20 protein-coding genes are annotated in these 25629 nt (G+C 68.6%); 1 reads left to right on the top strand and 19 read right to left on the bottom strand.

Going from position 1 to position 25629, the window contains the following annotated elements; translation table 11 throughout:
• Positions 1-197 precede the first annotated feature (197 nt).
• Positions 198-719: a hypothetical protein gene (locus DAT35_RS50640; protein WP_108076681.1), complete on the top strand. Its 522-nt coding sequence runs from the start codon at positions 198-200 to the stop codon at positions 717-719.
• A gap of 248 nt (positions 720-967) precedes the next feature.
• On the opposite strand, the gene polA is transcribed toward DAT35_RS50640, so the two are convergent.
• The 19 genes from polA to DAT35_RS50735 form a co-directional block, all read right to left on the bottom strand.
• The gene (gene polA, locus DAT35_RS50645) at positions 968-3643 is read right to left on the bottom strand and encodes a DNA polymerase I (RefSeq protein WP_108076682.1); all 2676 of its coding nucleotides are present in this window, start codon (positions 3641-3643) and stop codon (positions 968-970) included.
• A 91-nt stretch (positions 3644-3734) separates the two neighbouring features.
• Complete coding sequence (locus DAT35_RS50650; RefSeq protein WP_108076683.1) at positions 3735-5990, bottom strand: FHA domain-containing protein; 2256 nt, start codon at positions 5988-5990, stop codon at positions 3735-3737.
• A 7-nt stretch (positions 5991-5997) separates the two neighbouring features.
• Complete coding sequence (locus tag DAT35_RS50655; RefSeq protein ID WP_108076684.1) at positions 5998-7764, bottom strand: ATPase, T2SS/T4P/T4SS family; 1767 nt, start codon at positions 7762-7764, stop codon at positions 5998-6000.
• A gap of 139 nt (positions 7765-7903) precedes the next feature.
• Positions 7904-9352, bottom strand: coding sequence for a type II and III secretion system protein family protein (locus DAT35_RS50660; protein ID WP_108076685.1), 1449 nt, complete (start codon positions 9350-9352; stop codon positions 7904-7906).
• A gap of 29 nt (positions 9353-9381) precedes the next feature.
• Complete coding sequence (locus DAT35_RS50665) at positions 9382-9918, bottom strand: prepilin peptidase (protein WP_108076686.1); 537 nt, start codon at positions 9916-9918, stop codon at positions 9382-9384.
• 115 nt (positions 9919-10033) lie between these two features.
• Positions 10034-10948, bottom strand: a complete 915-nt coding sequence (locus DAT35_RS50670; protein ID WP_108076687.1) for an FHA domain-containing protein — start codon at positions 10946-10948, stop codon at positions 10034-10036.
• A gap of 61 nt (positions 10949-11009) precedes the next feature.
• Entirely contained in the window at positions 11010-13067 is a 2058-nt protein-coding gene (locus tag DAT35_RS50675) for a hypothetical protein (RefSeq protein WP_108076688.1), read from the bottom strand.
• Entirely contained in the window at positions 13064-14518 is a 1455-nt protein-coding gene (locus DAT35_RS50680) for a YncE family protein (RefSeq protein ID WP_108076689.1), read from the bottom strand. Before DAT35_RS50680 ends, DAT35_RS50675 begins: the two co-directional genes overlap by 4 nt.
• A 114-nt stretch (positions 14519-14632) precedes the next feature.
• Positions 14633-16732, bottom strand: coding sequence for a glycine--tRNA ligase subunit beta (glyS, locus tag DAT35_RS50685; protein ID WP_108076690.1), 2100 nt, complete (start codon positions 16730-16732; stop codon positions 14633-14635).
• A complete protein-coding gene (gene glyQ, locus DAT35_RS50690; protein WP_108076691.1) occupies positions 16722-17702 on the bottom strand; it encodes a glycine--tRNA ligase subunit alpha in 981 nt (326 codons plus the stop codon). The genes glyS and glyQ overlap by 11 nt, the downstream gene beginning before the upstream one ends.
• Positions 17703-17750: 48 nt before the next feature.
• Complete coding sequence (locus tag DAT35_RS50695) at positions 17751-19943, bottom strand: serine/threonine-protein kinase (RefSeq protein ID WP_199243250.1); 2193 nt, start codon at positions 19941-19943, stop codon at positions 17751-17753.
• 47 nt (positions 19944-19990) lie between these two features.
• A complete protein-coding gene (locus DAT35_RS50700; RefSeq protein WP_108076692.1) occupies positions 19991-20977 on the bottom strand; it encodes a carbohydrate kinase in 987 nt (328 codons plus the stop codon).
• 24 nt (positions 20978-21001) lie between these two features.
• Entirely contained in the window at positions 21002-21736 is a 735-nt protein-coding gene (recO, locus tag DAT35_RS50705) for a DNA repair protein RecO (RefSeq protein ID WP_108076693.1), read from the bottom strand.
• Positions 21737-21744: 8 nt separating this feature from the next.
• Complete coding sequence (locus tag DAT35_RS50710; protein ID WP_108076694.1) at positions 21745-22137, bottom strand: RodZ family helix-turn-helix domain-containing protein; 393 nt, start codon at positions 22135-22137, stop codon at positions 21745-21747.
• 18 nt (positions 22138-22155) lie between these two features.
• Complete coding sequence (gene tgl / locus DAT35_RS50715; RefSeq protein WP_108076695.1) at positions 22156-22902, bottom strand: social motility TPR repeat lipoprotein Tgl; 747 nt, start codon at positions 22900-22902, stop codon at positions 22156-22158.
• 29 nt (positions 22903-22931) lie between these two features.
• Positions 22932-23399, bottom strand: a complete 468-nt coding sequence (locus DAT35_RS50720) for a social motility and stimulation tgl protein (RefSeq protein WP_108076696.1) — start codon at positions 23397-23399, stop codon at positions 22932-22934.
• A 19-nt stretch (positions 23400-23418) separates the two neighbouring features.
• On the bottom strand, positions 23419-24150 hold the full coding sequence (locus DAT35_RS50725) for a hypothetical protein (RefSeq protein ID WP_108076716.1): 732 nt from the start codon (positions 24148-24150) through the stop codon (positions 23419-23421).
• Between the two features lie 103 nt (positions 24151-24253).
• On the bottom strand, positions 24254-24997 hold the full coding sequence (locus tag DAT35_RS50730) for a lytic transglycosylase domain-containing protein (protein WP_108076697.1): 744 nt from the start codon (positions 24995-24997) through the stop codon (positions 24254-24256).
• Positions 24997-25338 carry a phasin family protein gene (locus DAT35_RS50735; RefSeq protein ID WP_108076698.1) on the bottom strand — a complete coding sequence of 114 codons (342 nt, stop codon included), beginning with the start codon at positions 25336-25338 and terminating at the stop codon, positions 24997-24999. Before DAT35_RS50735 ends, DAT35_RS50730 begins: the two co-directional genes overlap by 1 nt.
• Positions 25339-25629 lie beyond the last annotated feature (291 nt).

The raw sequence follows: 25629 nt of genomic DNA on the forward strand, positions 1-25629 counted from the left end.
AAAGAGCTGCCCACTCACGCGACCGCGGCACCCACGCTGCGCCCAATTCATCGCCGCTCGCGCAAAATCTACAGCCCGCGCGAGCACCTGGGTTTCGGGAGCCGAGCCAAACGGCTGAATTCACTGTCCGCCCATTCCGCGCGAGCGCTGGCAACTGACTTGCTTAAGACGGCGCCACGAGAGCGGAGGACAGTGGCATGGCGGAGCGCGCACGGCGGGCAGAGGGAGTGGCGAGGGTGTTCGCGGGGCAACCCGAGCGGCTCGCCGCGGCATGGCGCCGGGTGCGCTTCGCCGAGGCGCGCAAGGACGGGATGCCTCCGCGCAACCAATTGGACAGTGTGGTGGAGCCCTTCATCCGGGAGGTGGGCCGGAGCCTGGCGGGCAAGGAAGGCAGCCCGTGGAGCCGGACGCGGGCGGTGCTGAGGCTGGCGCCGAAGCGCGGGGCGCGCGCACTACACGAGGAGTTCTCGGCCCTGCGCCGCTGCCTGGTGGATGCGGTGGAGACGCTGGGTGGGGGCGACGCGGAGCGGGCGGTGGTGAACCAGGCGCTGGACGAGGCGGTGGACTCGGCGGTGGCGATGATGGAGCGCCTGGCCCATCCGACGGCGCCGAGGCCCCGGGTGCTCTTCGCGGGCCTGGTGGTGCAGTTCTTCGAGAAGCCCGGAGCGGCGGCGCGCGAGAAGCCCGCCGCGGGGGGTGGGCGGATGGCGATTCATTGAGTTGAGGGGGGTGCCGACCCGTCCGGCTTGATGCCTCCAACCATGGGAGGTGTCCGAGAGCCGGCGGTTGAAGGGGGCGTGCTGACGGGCGAATGGGGGGCCCGAGGCACGAAAAGGGGGCGTGTTCCCGCGCGGGGGTGCGGTGAGCGCGCAAGGAGTGGCCGCCGGGGGCCGCGTGGTCGGGGGTCCACGACGAGCTTCCTCGACGGCCGGGCGGGTCGGCGTTGTTTTCTGGGCGGGCGCGTACGTCAGTGCGCGTCCGCCCACGTCTTTCCGGCACCCACTTCCACCTTGAGGGGCACCTTGAGCTGCATCACCGCGTTCATGCACCTCCGCGCCAGCTCCTTCACGGCCTCCACCTCGGACTCGGGCGCCTCGAAGAGCAGTTCGTCATGCACCTGCAGCAGCATCCGCGTGCGCAGGCCCTGCTTCTCCAGCTCCGCGTCCACCGCCAGCATAGCCTTCTTGATGAGGTCCGCCGCCGTGCCCTGAATCGGCATGTTGATGGCGGCACGCTCGGCCGCCTGCACCACCTGGCGGTTCTTCGCGCTCAAGTCTCCCATGGGCCGGCGCCGCCCGAAGAGCGTCTCCACGTACCCCTTCTCACGCGCCACCCTCACCGTCTCGTCGAGGTAGCGCTTGATGCCGGCGTAGCGCGTGAAGTAGCGCTCGATGATGTCACGCGCCTCCTCCTCGGGGATGTTGAGGCGCGTGGACAGCCCGTAGGGGCTCAGGCCGTAGGCGATGCCGAAGTTGACCGTCTTGGCCACGCGGCGCTGGTCCCTCGTCACCTGGTCCTGCGCCACGCCGAAGATCTCCGCCGCCGTGCGGCTGTGGATGTCCTCGTCTCGGGCGAAGGCATCGATGAGGACCGGATCCTCGGCGATGTGCGCCAGCAGCCGCAGCTCGATCTGGCTGTAGTCCGCGGAGACGAGCTGGTGGCCCTCCTCGGCGACGAAGGCGCGGCGGATCTCCATCCCCAGCTCGGTGCGGATGGGGATGTTCTGCAGGTTGGGATCCGACGAGGACAGCCGCCCCGTGGCGGTGGCCGCCTGGTGGAAGGTGGTGTGGAGCCGCCCGTCCTTCGCCACCAGCTCCGGCAGCGTGTCCAGGTAGGTGCTCTTGAGCTTGGACAGCGAGCGGTACTCGATGATGGCGCGCGGCAGCGCATGCACCTCGGCCAGCTTCTCGAGCACCTCCTGGTCCGTGGACGGGCCCGTCTTGCCGCGCTTGAGGACGGGGAGGTTCAGCTTCTTGTAGAGCACCTCGGCCAGCTGCGGGTTGGAGCCCACGTTGAACTCGGTGCCGGCGAGCTGGTGGATCTCCTTCACCTTCGCCTCGCAGTCGGCCCCCACCTTCTCGGAGATCTCCCGGAGGACCTTCACATCCACCTTCACGCCGTCCGACTCCATGCGCGCCAGCAGCGGCACCAGGGGCAGCTCCAGCTCCCGCGCGAGCTTCGCCAGCCCCAGCGGCTCCAGCTCCTGCCACAGCCCGGGAGCCAGCCGCCGTGCCACCTCCGCCCGGGCCGCGTACGCCACGGCCACCTCCTGGGGCGCGAAGTCCTTCAAGGGGCGCGCCTTGCGGCCGGTGGTGACCGGCAGCTCGGGCAGGTCCACCTGGAGCCGCTCGCGGGAGAGGAACTCCAGGCTGTGGTCCCTCCGCGAGGCATCCAGCAGATAGCTGAGCAGCTCGACGTCGTCCTCCCCTCCCCTCAACCGGATGCCCTCGCGGTTCAGCAGCAGCCAGAGGGCCTTGAGGCCGTGCCCGCCCTTCTTCACCGCCGCGTCCTCCAGCACGCCCTGGAAGGTCTGCTTGAAGTCCGCAGGCCGCACCTGCTCCACGCCGAGCCCCTCATGGCCCAGCGGCACGTAGCGCGTGGTGCCGTCCTTCAGCGCCACCCCGAGCGCCACCAGTGACGCGGCGAAAGGCAGGCCCTCATAGACGGGAATGAGCGTCACCTCTCCCGCGTCGCGCACAGCGGAGGCCAACGCCTGGAGCGCCTCCTTCGTGGTGACGAGCTGCGTCTCCGTCACCAGCTTCGTGGGCTCCTTCGCCGGCAGCTCCTTGAGCAGCGCGGAGAACTCCAGCTCGGTGAAGAGCTGGCGCAATTGTTCCTCGTGCATGGGCCGGCGCTTCAGGTCCTCGATGGACGCCCCCAGCTCGAGGTCCGTGCGGAACGTCACCAGATCTCGCGCCCGCAGCAGGCTTTCGCGGTGAGACTCGAGGGCTTCCCTCATCTTCGGCTTCTTCACCTCGGAGAGCCGCTCGAGCAGCGCGTCCACGCCGCCGAACTGATGCAGCAGCTCCACCGCCGTCTTCGGGCCGATGCCCGGCACCTTGGGGACGTTGTCCACCGCGTCGCCGATGAGCGCCAGATAGTCGCGCATCTGCCGGGGCTCGATGCCCAGCCTCTCCTTCACCTCGGCGGGATCCGTGTAGCGATCGTTCTGCGGATCGTAGAGGTGCACGTCCTCGTCCACGATCTGCACGAAGTCCTTGTCGCCGGTGACCACCAGGACGCAGAAGCCCTCGGCCTTCGCGCGCTTGGACAGGGTGCCGATGACGTCATCCGCCTCCCAACCGGCCACCTCCAGCACGGGCAGGTTGAGCCCCTCCACCACCCGGCGGATGAAGGGGAACTGCTGGGCCAGATCCTCCGGCGTGGCCTGCCGGTTGGCCTTGTAGTTGGGGTCGATCTTCTGACGCTCGGCGCGGCTCTCCTTGTCGAAGGCGAGCGCGACGTGGGTGGGGTTGAGCTCCTTGAGCGCCTTGAGCACCTGCCGGGTGAAGCCCAGGGTGGCGTTGGTGGGCACGCCCTGGCGGTTCGTCAGGGGAGGAATCGCGTGATAGGCGCGGAAGATGAAGCTGGAGGCGTCGATCAGGACGAGGCGGGGCGCACCGCTCGAAGGGCTCGGGACCATAGGCCCCCGGCCTTAACCGAGCCCCCCGCCCCCTGTCCATGCCATGCAGCGCTCCGGGAGCGAACCGTCAACGCTCCCGGGCGCCCGGACCTCAGCAGCCGTTCTCCTTCTTCATCGCCAGGACCTTCTCCTCGAGCCCGTCGCCCTTGACGGCGAAGTCCAGCACGGCATCCAGATCCTCGCAGGCCTGGGCGCTCTTGAAGGCCTTGAGGCCGCGCGTGGAGCACCGGCCCACCTGCGAGTTGAGATCCGTGTTGCCCGCGTAGAACTGGAAGCCCAGCTTCCAGATGCGGCAGGCGCGGCGCTGGTCCCCGCGCTCATCCCAGTACTTGCCTCGGGTGATCGCCTTGGCGGCCATGTCCTGGTGGATGTTGCGCCGGTAGAAGGACGGCCGCGAATCCACCAGATCGCCCATCAGCCGCTTGTCCACTTCTAGCGCCTCCAGCAGGGGATCCGCGGCCTTCTCCACGTCCTCGTTCTGCAGGTGGCCCTGGCCGATCTTGAAGAGCTGGTCCACGTTGCCCACGTCCTGGAGCATCTTGTCCGCATCGCCGTGGTACTGGGCCAGCTCGTAGTTGGAGCGCAGCTTCTGCAGGGTGATGACGGCCTCGTTGCCGCGCCCGGCCCAGTAATCCATCATCGCCGCGACCATGAGCTTCTGGGGGAAGCGCTGCTTGAAGACCTCCTCCACCTGCTTCTTCGGATCCGGCGCCGCCTCGTCCTCGAAGAAGATGTCCGACACCGGGCAGCGCCAGGGCGCGGCGTTCGGGTCCAGCTTCTTCCGCGCGATGAGGAAGTCCAGGTAGAGCTTGTCCTTGGGCCGCCACTCGGTGCGCCCCAGCCGCTTCTTCCTGTCGAGCACCAGGGTGAAGCCGATGGGCGGCTCCAGATCCTCCCGGCTCATCTTCTGGCAGGCGAAGCCCATGTAGAGAGTGCACCGGGGCACGGCGGCGCTCCACTGATCGTCGCGCAGGTAGCGCTTGCAGTCGTCCTCGGAGCGCTTCATCACCTGCGCCACCGCCTCCTGCACCTTGGGCTTGGCGCGACGGAAGTAGGCGCTGTCCTTGGGAATCTTCTTGAAGAGGTCCAACGCATCCTCTTCCTTGAGCCGGCCGAGCGCCTTCAGACCCTGCGAGAAATAGTCGGCGGCCTCCTTCTCCAGCTTGATGCGGCGCATCAGACTGTTGGCCTCGGCGTTGATGGGATCCACGTCCAACGCCTTCGAGCAGGCCGTCTCGGCCCGGCCCCAATCCGGCTCGCTGCCCATCTCCATGGAGGAGTAGGAACGGCACTGGCTGAGGAACTCCTGCACCTGCTCCGCCGGGTTCGGGGGTGGCGCGCCCTTCTGGGCCTGCACGGCACCACCACCCGCCGGGCCTTTGGTGCGGCCACTGCCCAGGGTGCTCTTGACGATGCCCGCCACCAACAACAGGCCGACCACGCTGGCGGCCACCACCATCATCAGCCGCTTGCGCGAGGCCGGAGCGCCTCCGGCCGCGGGAGCCTCGTCGGCCTCGGCCGCCGCACCACCCGCCCCGCGCCGCGAGGGCACCTCGGAGCGCCCACGGCGCGCCGGCAGGTTGGCACCTCCGCCCGCGCTCTCGACCAGCACCTCCACCATGCCGAAGGTGATGACGTCTCCTGGCTGCAGCTCCACCTGCTGCGTGCCCATCGGCTCGCCATTCACCAGCGTCCCGTTGGCGCTGCCCAGGTCGCGCAACAGCGCGCCACCGTCGGGCGTCGCCTCCACCTCGGCGTGCTTGCGGCTCACCGAGTCGTCATCGAGGACCACCGAGGCGGGCGCCTGGCGGCCCACGATCAGCTTGCCCTTCACGGGGAACTTCTGGTTGGCCCAGGGCCCGGTGAGCCCCTTGAGGATCAGGCCCCCACCCTCCCCGTCCTCCGCCGCACCAGCGGGACTCGCGGGCCGGGGACGCTTCGCCAGCGCGGACGGGCCTCCCGCGCCTGGAGCCGGCCGCTTGACGGCGGGCATGGCCCGGGTGGCGCGAGGAGGGCTATCGCCCACCGCCCGCTGTCCTCCCGTGGCCGCCCGGGGCGCAGACGCCTTGAGCCGCAGCTCGTAGTCGCCCAGCTGCACCTGGGACTTGGGCGTGAGCGGCGTCATGCCGGTGATGCGCTGGCCGTCCACGAACGTGCCGTTGGCGCTCCCCACGTCCTCCACCATCACCTTGCCGCTCTCCACGACGAAGCGGGAGTGGCGGCGCGACACACCGCCCTCGGCAAGGACCAGGTCATTGGTTCCTTCCTGGCGGCCGACCTTCAGCTCACTGGAAAACTCGTGCTCGCTCTCGCTGCCGTCGGGATGACGGACGACCAGGGTAGGCATTGCGGCGTCAGTCCTCGCGGAAGATGCTCATGTTGACGGGGATGCCCTTGCGCTGCAGGTCATCGTAGAACTTCGGCACGAAGCCGCTGGCGACGTAGCGCCCGCGCACCTTCCCGTCGTCCGTGAAGCCTTCCTGCTTGTAATAGAAGATGTCCTGGAGGGTGACGATGTCCACCTCCATGCCGGCGACCTCGGTGATGAAGCAGATCTTCCGCGTCCCGTCCGAGAAGCGCGTCTGCTGCACGATGATGTGAACGGCGCTGGCGATCTGCTCGCGGATGGCCTTCACCGGCAGCTCCATGCCGCTCATCAGCACCATCGTCTCCAGCCGGGCGATGGCGTCGCGCGGCGTGTTGGCGTGCAGCGTGGTGAGCGAGCCATCGTGGCCCGTGTTCATCGCCTGAAGCATGTCCAGCGTCTCGCCCGCGCGGCACTCGCCCACGACGATGCGGTCCGGCCGCATGCGCAGGCAGTTCTTCACCAGGTCGCGGATGGTGATGGCGCCCTTGCCTTCCAGGTTGGGCGGGCGGCTCTCCAGCTGCACCCAATGGTCCTGCGGCAGCTGCAGCTCGGCGGCGTCCTCCACGGTGACGATGCGCTCGTCCTCGGGGATGAAGGAGCTGATGATGTTGAGCGTCGTCGTCTTGCCCGAGCCCGTGCCGCCCGAGATGACGATGTTCTTGCGTGCCTTGACGCACATCTCCAGGAACTCGGCCATCTGCGCGGTGACGGTCTTGAACTTGATGAGGTCCTGGATCTTCAGCGAGTCCTTCTTGAACTTGCGGATGGTGATGCAGGGGCCCTTGAGCGCCAGCGGCGGGATGATGGCGTTGACGCGGCTGCCGTCCTTGAGGCGCGCGTCCACCAGCGGGCTGGATTCGTCGATGCGCCGGCCGATGGGCGCGACGATGCGCTCGATCACGCCGAGCACCGCCTGGTTCGAGCTGAACGTCTTCTCGGAGAGGACGAGCTTGCCCTTGCGCTCGATGTAGATCTGGTTGGCGTGGTTCACCATGATCTCGCTGATCTCATCCGACGCGAGGAACGCCTCGAGGGGCCCCAGGCCCAGCGCCTCGTTGATGACGTCGGTGAGCAGCTCTTCCCGGTCCACCTCGGGCGGGAGCTCTCCGTCCGCCTCCATCTGGTCGATGATGTCGCGGATGGCCTTCTCGGTGCGCCGCCACAGCTCGTCGTCGCCGAGCCGGTCCATGTCCATGCGGCGCAGGTCGAGGTACTCGATGAGGCGGTCGTGGATCTCCTTCTGGAGCCGGGTGTAGGCCTCGAGCCGGGGGTCCACGCGCTTCTTGTTCTTCGCGAGCGCCGAGGCCAGCGAGGCCGGCATGCGCGCGTTGGCCGCGGGCTGGGGCGGCGGCGGTGGGGGCTCCTCTTCTTCGTAGGCGCCCTGCCCGTCGTCTTCGTAACCCTGGTCCTCCTCGTAGTACTCCTCCTCGGGAGGCGCCGTGCGCGTCATGCCTCCGGAGTCCTCGAGAGGCTCCACGTTGATGATGTAGTCTCCGATGAAGATCTGATCGGCCGGCTTCACCACCTGCGGCCCGGCGATCTTCTTGCCGTTCACGAAGGTGCCGTTCGTGGACTTCATGTCCACGACGATGAGCTTGCCGTCCTTGGCGACGATCTTCGAGTGGTACTTGGAGACGTTGCCCTTGGCGAGGACGATGTCGTTGCCAGCCAGGCGTCCGATGGTGATCTCGTTCTTCTCGAACTCGATCTGCTCGGTACCTCCGCCCTTCTCCTCGAGCGTGACGAGAAACATGTGCCGGATGCTACCAAGCACGCCCGTCCCCTCAAAGAGGAGGCTCGACGAGGAGGCCCGAAGCAGCGAGGCCGGCGCCCATCCCCCGGGGGGGACGAGGCCGGCCTCGAGCAGCCAGGCAACCGCGCGGGGGCGGTGCTCAGTCGAAGATGTTGAAGTTGACCTCGGAGCGGGCCTGCTTGTAGCGGCTCTTCACGTCCTCGATGATCGTCCGGATCTTGTCCGAGTCCGGGTTGACGATACGGGGCGTGACGAAGATGACCAGCTCGCGCTTGGTGGAGTCGAAGGCGCGGCTCTTGAAGAGCTCGCCGATGATGGGGATGTGACCCAGGCCCGGCAGCTTGGAGACGGCCTTCTGCTCGTCGTGGCTGAAGACGCCCGACAGGACGATCGTCTCGCCGTGACGCACGGTGACGTTCGTCTTCACCTTGCGCGTGCGCATGCCGGGGATGGCCGCCGAGCCACCGAAGGAGACGGCCACCGAGGTGTCGATCTCACTGGCCTCGGCCTCGATCTCCGTCTGGATGTTGCCGTTGCGGTCCGCGGTGGGGCGCAGGTTGAGGATGACGCCGTAGGGCTTGTACTCCACGGTGAACTGGTTCTGGGTGATGAGGGGGATGGGCACCTCGCCACCGGCGAGGAACTCGGCCTTCTCACCGCTGGCGCACACCAGCTTGGGCTGGGCGAGCAGCCGGCCGTAGCCATCGTTGGCCTGGAAGCCCACGGAGAAGTCCGCGCCGCCGTTGATGGTCATGATGCCGCGGCCCGAGCCGAAGGTACCAGGGAACAGATCCTGGTTGATGGTGGCCGTGGCCGCCACGCTGCCGGTGATGTCGGTGGGATACTTGATGCCGTAGCGATCCTTGGAGTTGCGGCGGATTTCGACGAACTGCACCTCGGAGAGGATCATCCGCTTGATGCCGACGACGAGCAGGTTCTCCACCTTCTCGCCCACCGCCTTGACGATGAGCTCGGCCTTCTGCAGGTCCTGCTGGCTCTCCACGGAGCCCTCCAGGAAGATGGTGGAGCCCACCACGTTGGCCTGCACGTTGCGCAGGCCCGCCTTCTGGAAGGCCGCCAGGAGGTTCTGCGCCACCAGCTTCTTGGCGTTGGGCGCCACCTTCACGAAGCTCTTCACGTTCGGATAGAGCGACACCACCTGATCGATGCGCTCGGCGTCCGAGGCCGTGTACGCCTGCCCCTCCAGGTAGATGCGCTCACCCACCGTGCGCACGGTGACGCCTTCGATCTCGCCCAGCAGCTTCTTGAGCTCGGCGCTGATCTCACCCAGGTCCTGCTTGCGCACGACGATGATGTAGTTGACGCGCTGGCCCGAGCTCTTCCAGACCAGGAGCGTCGTCCTGCCCTCGGCCGTACCGCTGATGAGGATCTGGTTGCCTCCAATGGCCTTCACCTCGGCCACGTTGGGATCGCCCAGGGCGATCTTGGAGGTACCGGGAACGGTGAGCACCTTCTGGGCGCCCACTCCGAGGTTGATGGTGCTGCTCTCCTGAGCCCGCGCGGTGCCCGCCGCGAACAGGGCCAGCAGGGCGCCGAGCGCGGCCACCTGCGTGAAGCGTCCAAGCATCGTGAGAGTCCCTTCGCGTTGCATCCGAACTACCCCAGTTTGTCGTGCTGCCACCACATGGCCCAGAAAGTTCCCAGCGCGATCGCCACGCCATACGGAATGTGGCGCCGCGGCCCGCTCACCGCGCCCTCGTGCATCAGCCGGACCCGCACAGCCCACCGCCGCACCATGTCGCCCAGCGTCTCCCAGACGGCGCCCTGCCACAGCAGTGTCACCACCGCCTGAAGCGCGCCCACCAGGGAGATGAAGGCCGCCGCCGCCATCACCGCGGGAAAGCCCAGCACCGCACCCACGCCCGCCATCAACTTCACGTCCCCCCACCCCATCTTCCCGCCCAACGCCGCCGGCACCAGCAACAGCGCCAGCCCCGCCCCGGACACCACCCCACTCACCAGCCCCGTCTCCAGGTCGCCCACGCCCTCCGCCCACAGGCGCACGCCCAACGCCAGCCCCACCAGTGGGTAGGTGACGACGTCCAGGATCTGGCGGCGCAGGACGTCCGTGGCCACCGAGATCACCAGCGCCACTCCCAGCACGGTCCAGAGCGCGATGTGAGAGGGAGTCATCGAAAACCCCGCCCCCTCGGAAAGAGAGGAGGGACGGAGTTTGGGAATAAATCAGGGAGGGCCGCTCTCCGTCAATTGGCGAACAGCCCAACCTCCTGAAATAGCGGCACCGCGCTCACTGGTAGGTGAGCCGCACGCGCTCGCTGCAGATGAAGTACTCGTCGCCGTCCTCGACCTTCCGGCGCTTGATCCGCTGCTTGTTGAACCAGGTGCCGTTGGACGAGCCCAGGTCCTCGATGAAGAAGTCATCGCCCTCGCGGACGATGACGGCGTGCTCACGAGAGACCTTACCGGAGTTGATCATCAGGTCGCAGTGCTTGCCACGGCCGATCACGAACCGGTCCTTGGAGATGGTCTGCGGCTCGGCATTGTCCATGGAGAGGATGAGCACGCCACCGGACGGCTCGTCCATGGGCTCATCCCCCATGGGCTCGTCCTCCTCGGGCAGCGGCTCGTCATCGCCCATGGGCCCGTCCTCGGGAGGCATGTCCATGCCGGAGTCGTCGGAGTCCTCGGCCAGCGACTCCTCGTCGAGCTCCTCGCGGGGCTCGCTGCTCTTGCCCTTGATGAGGCGCTCGAGCTCCGCGGCCGTCTCCAGGACGCGCTCGGCTACCTCGCGACGGGCGGGATCGTTGTCCAGGGTATTGGCGGGAGGACGCTCCTCGGCGCGAGCGGAGGCCCGCTGCGGGGCCGGGGCGGGAATCGGCGTGTCGTCCCGGGGCGGCGGAGGCGAGGCCTTGGCGGAAGCACCCCCGTTGACGGGCTGCAGCACGGGCGGGGCGGCCTTGACGGCGCCCGGGGCCGGAGCGGCGGCGCGCGGCGAGGCAGCGGGGGCAGGCGCCACGGCCACCTCGGGCCGGCCTGTCCGCGCCACCTCGAGGAAACCATTGAGGCGCGCGTACATGAACAGCGCCTGGTTGATGAGCGCGTCGCGATCCGAGCCCATCTGCTGAGCCATGTCTTCGTAGGTCTCCCACAGGTGGTCGGCGATGCCTACCTTGCGGGCGGGGCGGGAGTTCTGGTCGATCATCAGTCTTGACTCGCTAATCCAGGAGTCCCGGACGATAGCAGAGCCGTCCAGGGACGCGAAATCACCGGTAGGGGACCAACCCCTGGCTATTGGCCACGCTTGCCTGGACGTTGGACAGGTCCACCTGGAGGATGCCGTTGGCCGAGGGGTAGACGATGTAGGCGTAGTCCTTGGCCGAGTCGCCTTCCCCCACGTGCGCACGCACCACGGGCCCCGGCAGCCGGAAGGGCACGAAGTCCGCGTAGTTCACGGTGTCCACCGTGATGACGAACGGGAAGAAGAAAGACTGGGTGGTGACCACGTAACGGGCCCCTCGCGCGATGCCCTCCGCCAGCCGGCCGACAGTGAGCTTCACCGCCGTGCCCTCGGTCTGCCCCTGATAGCCCGGCGGGTGGAAGAAGTACGTGCCGGTGCGCGAGAACTCCTCTTGCACCCCCACGCGCTTGATGAACGACTCGGTGCTGCTGATGAGCACCAGCGGCTTGGAGCCCCCCGCCCGGACCTCGAACTGCGTGTAGTTGGCGCAGGCCTCCGGGATGGGGCCCGAGGGAACCAGGGTGAACCTTCCGCTGGTGGCCGACGGCTGCACCGAAGCCACCTGCAGCTCGTCGCCGCACGGCTGCTGCCCTACCCCGCCCGGAAGCAGGACGATGATGTCCCCGGGCTGCACCACCTGCTCCCCCGAGGGCCCCGGCGTGTTGGGCACCTCGAAGGTCGAGCTCTCCGTGTCCCGCGTCAGGGAGGCCATCCCGGGCAGGATGCTCTGGTACAAAAACGCGTACGTCTGGTCACGGGTGACGCCGTAGGTGACCTCGAAGTTGACGGTCCCGTTGGTGCCACCCGGGTCCAGCTGGTTGCCCTGGGCGTCGACGTACACGACCGTGGCCGAGGCCTGGTTCACCGTCGAGACGGTGCCGTCTTCCGCGGTGACGTTGTTCGCGTTCGTGTTGAAGGGGACCAGGTTCACCGCGTCGAAGAAGAGGATCTGCCCGTTGGAGAGCGGCACGATGCCCAGCAGGGGCACGGTGGGGGAACGTTGATTATGGGACGAGTCATAGGGCTCACCCGTCTGGCGGCTCAGGTACGTATTCGTGGACAGCGACAGGCCCATGGGCAACCCGGACCCCGCGTTGATGGGCAGCATGGGGTAACCCGTGAAGTCCTTGGACAACTCGCCCGTTGCGGTCTCCACCGCCAGCACGCCCGTACACTGGGACTGACCGCCGCAGCTGGACGCATCGAGGACGCCGAAGATGCGCTGGCCCGCCGTCAGCGCCCCCACCGTCTCGTGGGTGACGAGCTGGAGCACCTGGGCTCCGAATTTCAGCTCCCGCACCTCCTTCGTCCCCAGCTTCACCCAGTAGCTCTTCCCGGACGCGGACGTGGTGCTGCTTGCCGGAGTGCGCGTGGACACCGCGAGCTCACCGGCCTGGGGCATCACCAGGATGGAGGTGATGGCCACGTTGTCGAAACTCACGTCCACCACCGGCTGCGCCGTCAGGCCCGGCACGGGGTCCTCGGTACTCGTGGCGCCCTGGGTGAGCTTGATGAGTTCCTCCGGGCCCGGCAGCTGCACCTGCCACAGCCGGCTACCGGAGACCTCCTGGGTAGCGAAGTAGAGCGTGCTGCCCCCTTCCTGACCCTCCGGCACCTCGGCCGCGAGGGCCGCGAAGGCCGTCACCGGACCCGCGGACTGGCCCTGGGTGAGCACCTTCGTGTCCAGCCGCACCAGCTCTGTCAGGCGCTCGGAGGCCGCGGATACCACGGAGATCTGCGTCGAGCCGCTGCTGCGCGCGTACACGTAGGAGCCGGTCTTCTCCAAGCCCCCCGCGTCGTAGCGCACGTCCCGCGTGAGCCGCTGGGGCCGCGGCAGCACCGGGATGGAGAGCGGCTGGAGGGGGTTGGGAGCGCGGACGAACCGCCGCTGCGACGCGTCCACCGCGAGCTCGAGCACCCGCAGCTCGTTGTTGTCCGTCGAGGTGACGAACAGCAGATCATTCACCAGGGCCAGATCGAAGGTCCCCGCCAGCCCCGCCGACTGGACGGTCTCCTGCGTCTGGGTGCAGGCGGACAGGAGCGCCCCGGCCACCACCAACACTGACACCATGAAGCGCTTCACTGCTGAACCTCCTGGCACGTCGAGGACGCCTGGTCCTGCCGGGCGCCCAGATGAGCCACCAGCCGGGCCAGCTGTGGACTGTTCAGGTCCGAGATGTCGATGACCGACACGCGCCCGTCACCGAAGTTGCTCACGAAGACACGGGCCGCGTTGCCCTGCTGCTGCACGGCGAGCCCGAAAGGCTGCGGCGACGTGGTGCCGCTGATCTGTCCCACCGACACCTGCGCCACGACCTGGCCCACGTCCGGGTCATAGATGGCCACCACGCCGGCGGCGCTGCAGGACACCAGCACCAGCTCGCTGCGAGCCGAACCCCGAGGCACCAGCGCCACCTCGGTCGGGCCATTGGGCAGGGGGATGGCGCCCACCACGGTGAGGCTGGGGCTGTCCGACTCGAGGCCCGCCACGTTCACCGTCACCAGCGAGTCCGGCGTGCGCACGGCCATGTACAACCGCCGGGGACTCGAGTCCGAGGCCGCCACCTTCGCGGTCAGCGCCATGCCGCGCGCCTCATCGGCGGCGAAGCCCAGGTCCAGCCCGGGGTCGAGCACCTGGGCCGGGGTGTCTGTCTCTGGCACGGGCTTGCGCAGCGCGCGCAGCAGGAAGCGCCGGGCCTGCGTGCTGTTCGCCGGGCCCCGGCCGGAGACGAACACGTACCGGTCGTCGGCGATCACCGAGTTGCCGCCAGCCAGGGGCAGATTGGTGATGCTCAGGGGGTAGAAGTCCCCGGCCGAGACGCTCGGCGTGTCGCTGGGCAGGCCCACCACGTACGACTCGCGGGCCGTGGCGGAGTTCCCCGACCCGGCGGGCGAGTCCGCAAGGTTCAGGTGCGTCACCCACACGGAGGAGCCCGAGGGATCGACGGAGACGCCGAAGGGCGCGGGCGCGCGTGGCAGGTCCGCCGTCTGTCCCGACAGGTTATGGGTGAGCGACAACGCATTCTCGGCGCAGTTTTTGCTTGAGGTGCCCACGCAGGACAGACGCGTCGGATCCGACCCGTCGATGTCGATGTAGTGGACGAAGTCACCATCCGCGCGGGCGGGCACGAAGAGCCGGGGCGTGGCGCCCTCCTTGAGGGCCATCTCTCCCGCGTAGCTCTGGATGAAGAGGGTCGACTGCGACGCGAGGTTGAGCTGCTCGAACTTGGCCGGCAACAGACCGAGGTCCGTGTTCGTGTACGAGCCGATGGGCTGCAGGCTCCCGGCATCGGTCTTACCATCGCTATAGATACCGGGACCCATACGATCCAGGTCGACCGCCATCAGGGTGCCCTGGTCATAGCACCGGTCGTAGTTGGCGCTCGCCACGTAGAGGATGCCGTTGGTGGAGCCCGGCACCGAGCGGTACACGATGCCGCTCGGAAAGATGAAGCGATCCGACGGCGGAGGCCGCTCCGCGGTTTCGGAGCACGCGGCCAGGAGGAGCGCGAGACTGAAGAGAAGGGGGCGCATGTTGAGGGGGGCGGAGTGTAGGAACCGCTCCGACGCCGGGCAACTACAAAGGTCCCCGGCTATTCCCTATCCACCATACGCCCCCCGCTCTGGCTGGCCCCTCTCCAGGCGGGATCAGACCTCCGACTGGATCTTCGAGAAGTCGGCTACTTGATTGAAGAGCGTGCCGATCTCCGTGAGGAGCCGGATGCGGTTCTCGCGCAGTTCCCGGTCCTCGGCCATCACCATGACCTTGTCGAAGAAGGTGTCCACGGTGGGCTTGAGGCCGGTGATCTCCTGGAGGGCGCCGGAGAAGTCATCGGCCTTGACCCGGTCGGACACGCGGGTGCGCGCCTGGAGGTAGGCCGAGTGGAGCTGGCGCTCGGCGTCGTCGGTGAGACGCTTGGAGTCGACCTCGCCCCGGGAGACGTCCTTGCCCTGCTTCTCGACGATGTTGACCACGCGCTTGAAGGCCACCGCGAGGGGCGCGAAGTCCGCCTGGCCCACGATGCTGGCGAGCGCCGTCAGCCGCTTGTGCGCGGCCACGAGATCGTCGTAGCCGGCCGACAGCACCGCCTCCACCACGTCCGTGCGGTACTGCTCCGTCCACAGCGCCTTGAGGCGGCCACGGAAGAAGTCGAGCACCTGCTCGCGCGGCGAGGGCTCACCGGCCTTGCGCTTGACGTTGGCGATCTTCGGCCCGAGCTGCTCGAGCGCCGCGTCCACGGCCTGGGACAGGGAGAAGCGATAGCTGCGGCCCAGGACGATGCGGATGATGGACAGGCACGCGCGCCGGAGCGCGAACGGATCCGCCGCGCCGCTGGGGCCCTTGCCGATGGCGAAGATGCCGCACAGCGAGTCCAGACGATCGGCCAGGCCGATGAGGGCACCCGGATCCTGCGTGGGCAGCGAGTCCTCGGCGGTGCGCGGCAGGTAGTGCTCGAAGATGGCCAGGGCCACCGCCTCCGGCTCACCGCCGGCGCGGGCGTACTCGCGGCCCATGACGCCCTGGAGCTCGGGGAACTCGCCCACCATGCCGGTGACGAGGTCCGCCTTGGCCAGGGTGGAGGCACGCTCGATGGTGGACTTGAGGTCACCCTTCCCCGCCCACCCGGCCAGCTTCACGGCCAGGGAACGGAAGCGCTCCACCTTCTCGGCGTAGCTGCCGAGCTGGCCCTGCCACACCACGCGCGCCAGCTTCTCCGTGCGGGCCACGAGCGGCGTCTTGCGATCTTCGTCGAAGAAGAAGCGCCCGTCGGCCAGGCGAGCCCGCAGCACGCGCTCGTAGCCGCGCAGGGAGAGCTTCACGTCGCGCACCGGCGTGTTGGACACGGCGATGAAGCGCGGCAGCAACTTGCCGTTGCCGTCCACCACGGAGAAGTAGCGCTGGTGGCTCTTCATCTCCTGCACGAGCACCTCGGGCGGCAGCTCCAGGTGCCGCTCCTCGAAGGAGCCCACCACCGGGTTGGGCAGCTCCACGAGGTTGGTCACCTGGTCCACCAGGGACTCGTCCTCCATGAGCTTGCCGCCGGCCTGCTGGGCCGCCACGCGCACCTTCTCCAGCAGTTGCGCGCGCCGCTTGGAGATGTCCGGCACCACATTCGCCTTCTCCAGGGCCGCCTCGTAGTCCGAGGGCTTGGAGATCTCGATGGCCGCGGGCGACAGGAAGCGGTGGCCGTAGGTGGTGCGGCCGCTCTTCACGTCGCCGAGCACCACCGGCAGCACCTCGCCGCCCAGCAGGGACACCACCCACTGCACGGGCCGCGCGAAGGCCTGGTCCACGTCACCCCAGCGCATCGTCTTGCGGAAGTTGATGCCGTGCACCGCCGTGTGGAGGATGTCCTTGAGGATGTCCGCCGCCGGACGGCCCTTCTCCTCCACCTTGGCGCCCAGGTACTCGCCCTTGGGCGTCTGCACGCGCAGCAGCGCGTCCACCGCCACCTTCTGGCTCTCGGCGAACTTCTCCGCCGCCTTGGTGGGCTTGCCGTCCTTGTCGAAGGCCGCCTTCACGCTCGGGCCGAGCACCTCCCGGGTGATGTCCTCGCCCCGCTCCGTCACGTCCCTCACCCACACCGCCAGCCGCCGCGGCGTGCCGTAGGTGCGCACCTCGCCGTGCTTCAGCCGCGCCTCGGCCGCGCGCTCGGTGATGATGCGCTTGAGGTCCTCGAGCGCCGGGACGATAAACGACGCGGGGATCTCCTCGGCGCCGATCTCCAGCAGCAGATCACTTGCCACGGGCCACCTCCGCCTCGGCGGGCTTGTTGAACGTCACCGTCTTCCAGTACTCGCTGGCCAGCTTGCCCTCGAGCACCGGCGGCTGCTCGCCCACCGTCCACGGCATCTTGAGCAGCGGGAAGCCCAGCTTCTCGCGCATCTTGAGGTAGCCCTCGGCGCACAGGCGCGCGTTGTCACGCACGCGCTTGATGAAGTTGGCGCGCTCCGTCACGGAGATGGCACCGCGCGCGTCCAGCAGGTTGAAGGTGTGCGAGCACTTGAGCGCGTAGTCGTACGCGGGCAGCGGCACCTCGCGCTCGATGAGGCGCTTGCACTCCTTCTCGTAGGAGTCGAACAGGCTGAAGAGCATCTGCGGGTCCGACTCCTGGAAGGCGTACCGGCTCATCTCCACTTCGTTGGCGTGGAAGACCTCGCGGTACTTCACTCCCTTGACCCACTCGATGTCGTAGATGTTCTCCACGTTCTGCAGGTACATGGCGATGCGCTCGAGGCCGTACGTCAGCTCCGCCGACACGGGCCGGCACTCGAAACCGCCACACTGCTGGAAGTAGGTGAACTGGGTGATCTCCATCCCGTCACACCACACCTCCCAGCCCAGGCCCCAGGCGCCCAGGGTGGGCGACTCCCAGTCGTCCTCGACGAAGCGGATGTCGTGCTCGAGCGGATCGATGCCGAACGCGCGGATGGAGTCCAGGTAGAGCTGCTGGACGTTCTTGGGCGCGGGCTTGAGGATGACCTGGAACTGGTGGTGCTGGAACAGGCGGTTGGGGTTCTCGCCAAAGCGGCCATCGGCGGGGCGGCGCGAGGGCTGCACGTAGGCCACGTTCCAGGGCTCGGGGCCCAGGGCGCGAAGGAAGGTGGACGGGTGCATGGTGCCCGCGCCCACCTCGAGATCATAGGGCTGGGAGATGATGCACCCCTGCCGGGCCCAGTGGTTCTGGAGGGTGAGGATTAGATCCTGGAAGTACATGACGCCGCGGACCCTAGTGATGGGGTCCGGGAGCGTCAAGGACAGCCCTCACTCCGCGTGATCTTCCCACAAGGGGAGATCAGAGAGTCGCACCGTCATGTTCATGACCTGACCCGGCTTGATGGGAGCCGAGAGCCTGCGGCTGTCGCCATCCGGGTCCACCACCCGAAGCTGATAGACGTTCACGGGCAACGCCACCTTGCGCAACGGGGTAGTGCCGAGCTGGGTATCACCATCGAACACTGCGGCACGGGGGATGGTGGTGAGCGTGAGCCAGCCAAACTGCGCCCTCGCCGCGCCCCGGGCGGTGCGGGTGTCGATGACCTCGGGCTCGTCAAGGGCCTCCTCCAACCCGGCGGACGATTTCGTCTGGGCACGCGACTTCGTCTGGGCGCCCGGTTTCGCCTCGGCGGATGGTTTCGCCTCAGCGGAAGGTTTTGCCTGGGCGATCGGACCAGGCATGGGCTCTGAATCCGCCCCGGCCTTGGACGAGACCTGCTTCCGCGTCCGCGCGGAGTCGGCCCTGGTGGGCTCGGGAGCGGAGGCAGCGGGCGCCTCCTGCTTCTGCTCCACGGGTGGAGGCTCGGGCTCCGGCGGCTGGACAGGCTCCGCTCCCGCGCTCGCGACCGCTGGCGGCGGCGTGGGCGGCTTGGGCAATGGCAACGCCTCCGCCGGAGGCGGTCCTTGAGGCAGTTGCTTCCCCTTCAGTTCCTCGAGCACGGCGGCATACAGGGGCGTCAGCAGGGCCCGCGTCGGCGGGTGGTAGACGGCGCCACCGATGGCCGCGAGCAGGAGCAACAGGAAGAGCCACCCTCCCCTGCCCTTGCGTGGCTTCTCCGCCGGTGCCAGGGCCGTTCGGGAGGGCTGGGTGCGCGAACCCGGCTCCTCGGGCTCGTCCCCGGCACTGGCGGGCCGGGCCATGGCCATCTTGCGGACCGGCTGGGTCTTCGCGAGCGGATCCTCGTCGGATTCATCCGGCTCGGGAGCCGGGGCCATGGGGCGGGAGATCGGCCCCCGCCCACCCGGTGTCCGCGAGGGTGTGGCCACAGAGGGAACGGAACCCGAGGTGGGCCGGCGCGCGGCGGGCTTCGGTGGCGGTGCCGCCTGCCCCGAGACCGGCTTCGCTGTGATGCGCGTGCTCTCCGAGACCGGGCTGGCGGACCGGGGCACCCGCTCCGTGGGGTGCTCCTGACCGGGCATTCCGAGCGGCGTGCCCTGCCTGGCACCGGGCTCGCTCTCGGACCCCTGGGCGCTCTCCAGCAGCGCGCGCGTCTTCTGGATCCTCTCCTCGAAGAGCTGGCGCATCACCGCGGCCATCTGCTCCTCGTGGAAGAGCTCCGGGCCGCATGCGGCCTCGATGGCGCGGGCCATCTCGCGGCCCGAGGGGAAGCGATTTGCCGGCTCCCGCGCCAGCGCGCGCAGCACCACCTGGGCCAGAGGCTCGGGCACGCGCGGGTTGATGCGCGAGGGCGAAGGCACCTGTGCTTCGGCGACCTTGAGCATCACCTCGCCATCGTGGGATCCGGAGAACAGCCGGCGGCCGCACAGCAGCTCGTGCAGGAGGATGCCGATGCAGAAGAGATCGCTCCGACCGTCGAGGTTGTCGAAGCCCTGCACCTGCTCGGGGGACATATAGCCGGAGGTGCCCTTCACCGTGCCCACCTGCGTTCGGCCGAGCCGGCCCTTCGCCTTGGCGATGCCGAAGTCGATCACCTTCACGTGGCCATCGAAGGTGACCATCACGTTCTTGGGCGACACGTCCCGGTGCACCACCGGCCTGGGCTTGCCCGAGGGGTCGGTGAAGTGGTGTGCGTAGTGGAGGCCGAGGCACGCATCCCGCACCGCACGGGCCGCGAAGCCCAGAGGCAACGGGCGCTGCTGCTTGGTGGAAGCCTGGTGGATCTGCTCCAGGTTCTGCCCGGCCAGGAACTCCATGGCCAGGTACAGCACGCCGTCCTCCTCGCCGAGATCGAAGACCTGGCCGATGTTCGCGTGCGAGAGGGCGGCGGTGATGCGCGCCTCGTCCAGGAACATCTTGACGAAGTGCTCGTCCTTCTGGACGTCGGGGAGGATCTGCTTCAGCGCGACGAACTTGCGGAACCCACCGGGCCCCGCCGTGAAGGCGAGGAACAGCTCCGCCATCCCGCCTACGGAGAGGCGGGTGACGATCTCGTACTTCCCGATGCGGCGTCCGCGATCGAAGTCGAGACCCATGTCTCCCTGGGCCCGCTGGTTGGCCATGGGTTGGCGATTCTAGCGGTTGGGTCGCGACGGGTCGACAAAGCTGCTCACACCTCCGGGCCGCGGAGCCACCAGGGCAGCGCGCTGGCCACCGCGTCGAGGCCCGGCAGGCCCGTCACGGCGCCGAGGTGCTCCACCACCCGGGAGCCCACGGCACAACTGAACGCGGCCAGGGACTCCAGGTCCTCGCGTGAGGCCCCCGCCAGCTCCGAGGCATTCGCGTACCGGCGCGACAGCCCGCGGAGGAAGCCCGCCATGAAGCCGTCCCCTGCTCCGGTGGTGTCCACCACGCGAACCTGTGGCGCCGGCACGCGCACCACCTCCCCCCGCCAGAGGAAGACGGCGCCCGCCTCGCCCCGAGTCACCACGGGCAGCGTCACGCCCAGCCCCGCCAGGTACCGCAGCGCCTCCTCGGGAGCCGTATGGCCGGTGGCGAAGGCCACCTCCTCCTCGGAGAGCTTCACCACCGAGCACCGTGGCAGCAATTGCCCGAGCAGCGCGCGCAGCACCTCCGGGTCCTCCCACGCGTGGAGGCGGAGGTTGGGATCGCAGCTCACGATGCGCCCCGCGGAGCGCGCGGTGTCCACGGTGCGCAGCATCGCCGCGCGGGCCTCGGGCAGCTTCAGCGAGTTCGTCCCGAAGTGCACCACCCGCGCACGCCCGAGGAAGGCCGGGTCCACATCGCGCTCACTCAGCAGGAACTCGGCCGAGCGCGTGCGGAAGTACGTGAAGCTGCGCTCGCCCCGCGCGTCCAGCGAGATGAAGACGAGCCCCGTCTTCGCCTCGGCCGTCTGGCGCAGGTGGCTGACGTCCACGCCCTCGGCGGCGAGGCGCTCGCGCAAGAAGTGGCCGAACTCGTCCTCACCCACGACGCCCACATAGGCCGAACGGCCCCCCAGCCGAGCCACGCCGACGGAGACATTGGCCAGGGAGCCGCCGATGGCCGGGCGCCACGCCGTCACGTCGCGCACGCCCCGGCCGGACTCCGCCGGGAGGAAGTCCACCAGGCACTCCCCCACACACACCACGTCCATGCACAGCCTCCCGGAAGCCGCCCGTCAGTCCAGCCCCACCTGGGCCATGAAGTCCACGCTCTTGAGGCGGCGGCCGAGGTGGTGGGCGATGAAGACGTTGAGCACGCCCCTCGCCCGGGCGCGGAGCTCCGGCGGCAGCGGCGTGCGCTGGCCCTCCTGCAGCGCGCGGAGCCCGGACAGCAGCTCGGCGGGCACGGCCACCGCATCGCGCGCTCGGCCCGAGCACGGCTCGCACACCGCACCGCCGTGGGCCTGATCGAAGCGCGGCCGCCCGCCCGGCGAGCCACCACACAGCGAGCACGAATCGAAGCGCGGCATCAACCCGGCGTGGGCCAGCGCCGACAGCTCGAAGGCCAGCAGCGAGGTGGGCCCGGCCTCCTTCGCGTCCAGCATCTGGAGGTAGTGCGCCAGCAGCTCGAAGAGCTCCGAGTGCGGCTCGTGGTCGCACGTCAGCTCGCGGCACAGCTCCACGGCATAGAGGGCGCGGGCGATGAGGGGCAGGTCCGAGCGCGCCCCGTAATAGCCGCCCAGGATGTCGGCCGAGTCCAGGCGCACCGTGGAGCCCCGCGTCTCCACCAACTGCACGCGCAGCCGCATATAGGGCTCCAGCGCGCCGGCGAAGCGCCGCTTGCTCTTGCGGGCACCGGCCGCGAAGGCCGTCAGCTTGCCGTGCTCGCGCGTGAGGAGCGTGACCAGCCGGTCGGCTTCCCCGTAGTCCACCGTGGAGAGGACCAGCGCCTCATCGACGAAACGCTCCATGGTCTCACTCAACGCGGGAGGGGGTTGGGAACCTTCCCATTCAGCACCAGGGCCACGTACGCCCCCATGCCGAGCGCCACCAGCAGCAGCACCACCCCGAGCACCAGCCAGGCCCGCCGCCGCCGCTCCCGCTCGAGCACCACGGGGCTGGGCTCCGGCGTCGCCTTGTCCACCTCCTCGAAGCGGAGGATGGCCTCCTCGGGCGCCAGTCCGATGACCGTGGCGTAGGCGCGGATGTAGTTGACGACGAAGACGCGCGAGGGCAGCCGCTCCACCTGCCCCTCCTCCAGGGCGACGATGAGGCTCGGGGAGATCTTCGTCACGCGCGACACCTCGTCGCGGGACAGGCCGCGCAGCTCGCGCTGCTGGGACAGGTATTTGCCGAATTCGACGTGGTCCACGGCGATGGGACTCTCTGGTTACAAGGCCTCGAGCAGCCTGCGGCAGTCGTCCTGGAGCCCCTGGCTCTTCGCCTTGGCCTCGCAGGCGGTGAAGCTCTGCCGCGCCTCCTCCATCTTGCCCTGCTTCACCTGGCAGGCGCCCTCGCGCAGATAGGCGTCCGCCACGTCCGGGCAGGCCTCACGATAGCGGCCAAAGTAGCGGCATGCCTCGGAAACATTGCCGGTCTCGTCGTAGATGATTCCCAGGTTCTTGTAGCCCAGGCAGAAACCGGGGTTGGTGGTCACCGAGGCCTTGATGCTCTGCAGTCCGCGCTCCAGCTCGCCCTTCTTGTAGAGGGCCCACCCCATGTTGCCCTGGGCGATGAAGGGCGTGGTGTAGAGCATGTCGTTGAGGGCGGCCTCGTACAGCTTGATGGCCTCGTCGTAGCGCGACTGGGACAGGTAGACGTTGGCCAGGTTCGTCTTGGCCTCGGAGAAGCCCGGGCGCACCTCCAGCGCCTTCCGGTAGTGCTGGATGGCCTCCTCGGGCCGGTTGAAGGCCATGTGCAGGAGGATACCGATGGCGTTGTGCGCCTCCGGGTAGTCCGGATCCAGCTCCAGCGACTTCTGCATCTCCTTGTAGGCCTCCTGCACGCTGCCCATCTGCTGGGCCTGCAGGCCGAGCTCGTAATGGATCTCGGCGCCTTGGCGTTCCTGCTCGGTGGGGACGTGCTTGCAGCCCATCAGGGCGAGCGCGAGGAGCCAGGCGGGGTGGAGGCGAAGCATGGTGGGGGTCTCGTATGACGACGGGGGAATCAAAAGGAGGCCAGCAGGCGGCCCAGGTTCGTTGAGGCCGTGCGCTTCTCATCGGCGCGGCTCTTGGCGGCACCCGGCACCAGCTTCGGGTCCTTGTAGAAGACGGGCAATGTTTTCAGCAGCTCGTCCTGGGAGGCGACCGGGATGGCGCGGAAGTTCGCGTTGTCCATCATGAAGCCCATGGACTCCACGAAGGCGAGCGCCTCGGCCTCGTCCTGTTGGTAGTCCGCCTGGCTCGCGGCGCGCCGGCCGGGCACGTACACCGCGCAGTCCTGGGCCTCGGACAGGTACAGGTAGATGAAGACGGCGAAGCCGCCCGAGCCGCGCAGCCCCACGACGAAGGCCTGTGCTGGCCCCGCCGGCTTGCCGGGGATGGCCAGATGCGGCGAGTTGATGGACTGGTACAGCGACAGGACCTGCTCACGGCTCGCCGGCAGGCCTCGGAACCGCTCATCGATGGAGAACACGTTCGGCGCGACCCCCGCGTTACTGCGTGGTGAGGGTGAACTCCTCGGACAGATCTTCCGTCTCCGCCGCGGTGCGCTGGAAGCGGACGAGCGGGTTGTCGATCATCACGTTGCCGCCACCCACGGTGCCCTCGCCGATGATGACCTTGAACACATGCTGGGGAGATTCGCTCCGGCGCGTGCCCACCGCCACTTTGTGGGCCATCATCAGCACGGTGTTCTTTCCGGGCAGCAGCTCGCGGGTGAGCTCGGTGATGACCTGCTCCTCACCGCTGCGCAGCTTCCGCACCCACCGGGAGTTGATGTACAGGTCGATGTCATACTCCGTCATACCCGGTACGGACTGCTCGGTGACGAGCCAGTAGCGCCGGGTGATGCGGGCCGGGGCGGAGTCCACCCGAGCAGACGCGGGAGTGGAAGCCGGAGTCGTGGTCGGCGCGGGCGCGGGGGCTGTCGGGGCGGGGCTGGTGGCCACGGGGGCGGGAGCCGGAGCCGTCGGAGCGGGAGCCGGGGCGACGGGAGCCGGCTTCACGGGGGCCGCGGCGGGAGGAGGTGCGTTCACCACCTTGACGGCATAGGCGGGCGCATCGATGTAGACGTTGCCCTGCTCGTCGATGCGGACGGAGGTGACCTTCTCGAACTTCTGATTGGTCACGCCGTCGATGCGGACGCCGTTGAGGTACACGGAGCCGGCGAGCGCCGAGAGGGGCAGCAGAGCCGTGAGGACGAGGGCGGGGATGACGCGGCGCATGGTGAACATTCCTCCGGTGGCAGAGCGATAGCGCACCCGCCCGGGGCGGACAAGCGCGCGTCACCGGAGACCCGGACGGCAGCCAGGAAATTCAGCGGCCTGCTCAGGGAGCCTTCTGTTCGGCAGCCTTCTCCAGGGCCTCTCGCTGGGCCAGCGCCCAATCGCCCCCCAGCCCCTCCCCTTCCCGGAAGCGCTTGAAGTCGCGGCGCACCAGCCGGGGGTAGCGGCGGAAGGAATCCAGCTCGCCCGCCTTCTTGGCCTGCCAGATGCGGGTGGGGCCGGCGTTGTAGGCCATGAGGGCTAGGTCCAGGTCCCCGAAACGGTCGTTCAGGGTGCGCAGGTAGCGGATGCCCAAGCGCACCCCGAGGGCCGGATCCGAGGCCACCTCCTCGCGAGACAGGCGCAGCCCCTCCTTCTCGGCCAGGAAGTGCAGCGTGCTGGGCTTGATCTGCATCAACCCCCGAGCCCCTTTCTCGGAGATGGCCTCCTCGGTGAAGTCGGACTCCACGTCGATGAGGGCCAGGATCAGCAGGGGATCATACCCCGCCCGCTGGGCCTCCTCGGCGATGGCCTGGCCGATCTGCCGGCGCAGGGTGAGACCCAACTCCGGAGCGCGCTTGGCCAGCACCGCGTCGATGAGCGCCGCGTCGGGCGGAGTCACCTCGAAGCGCGAGGTCTCGGCCGCGAGCGGCACATCGGCCGGGGCGAACAGGGGCGCGGCCCGGGCGGACACCACCAGGGCCACCGCGGCGACCAGGGGCAGCTTTCCACACCCTGCGCCGAGCGCGTACATCCACCGGAAGAACCACTCCCCGCGCCGCCCGCCTGGGGCGGAGGGGCTCGCCATCACTTGCGCTGCCCCAGCGCTTCGATGCGCTCGGCGAGTCGTCCCAGCCGGGCCTCGATGTCCTGAAGTTCTTCCCGGCGCGGAACCTTGAAGTGCAGCAGGGCGCGTCGGACCCCCTCCTCCACGTTGTGCTCCATATCCTTGCGGTGACCGGCCAGCCGCTCCGTCAGCAGCCGGGCCTGACGGATCATTTCATCCGGGCTCCACCCCGCCAGCTCGGCGACGCGCTGCACCGTGCGCGTGGCCTCCTCTTCGGCGGTGGACACGGCCAGCAAGGCCTGGCTCCACACCCGCTCGAACGTCTCCGCCAGCGGATGTTTCGGGGTCTCCTGCTTGTCCATGAATCGCTCTCCAGCACGGCTCTCCGGGGTCGGGTCCCGGAGAGCGGGGGTAAGGACAATCGAGGTAAGCACACACCCCGATTGAAGGAAACGCCGCCCTCGCTCGCCCGCCTACTCCCTGTGTCCACTGCTGGATGTTCGCCTGGGGAGACCCAGGTCGACCTCCGTGGTTCTTTCCGGCTTAGTGCACCGGCACGTCACCCGTCAAGCAGTGAAACCGTAATTAGCCGCCAAAACAAAACCGCCACCCCGGGAGACCGGAGTGGCGGTTGTGGGGCTTCAGGAGCCGAG

The organism is Vitiosangium sp. GDMCC 1.1324 (genome assembly GCF_003044305.1).
Lineage (GTDB): Bacteria > Myxococcota > Myxococcia > Myxococcales > Myxococcaceae > Archangium.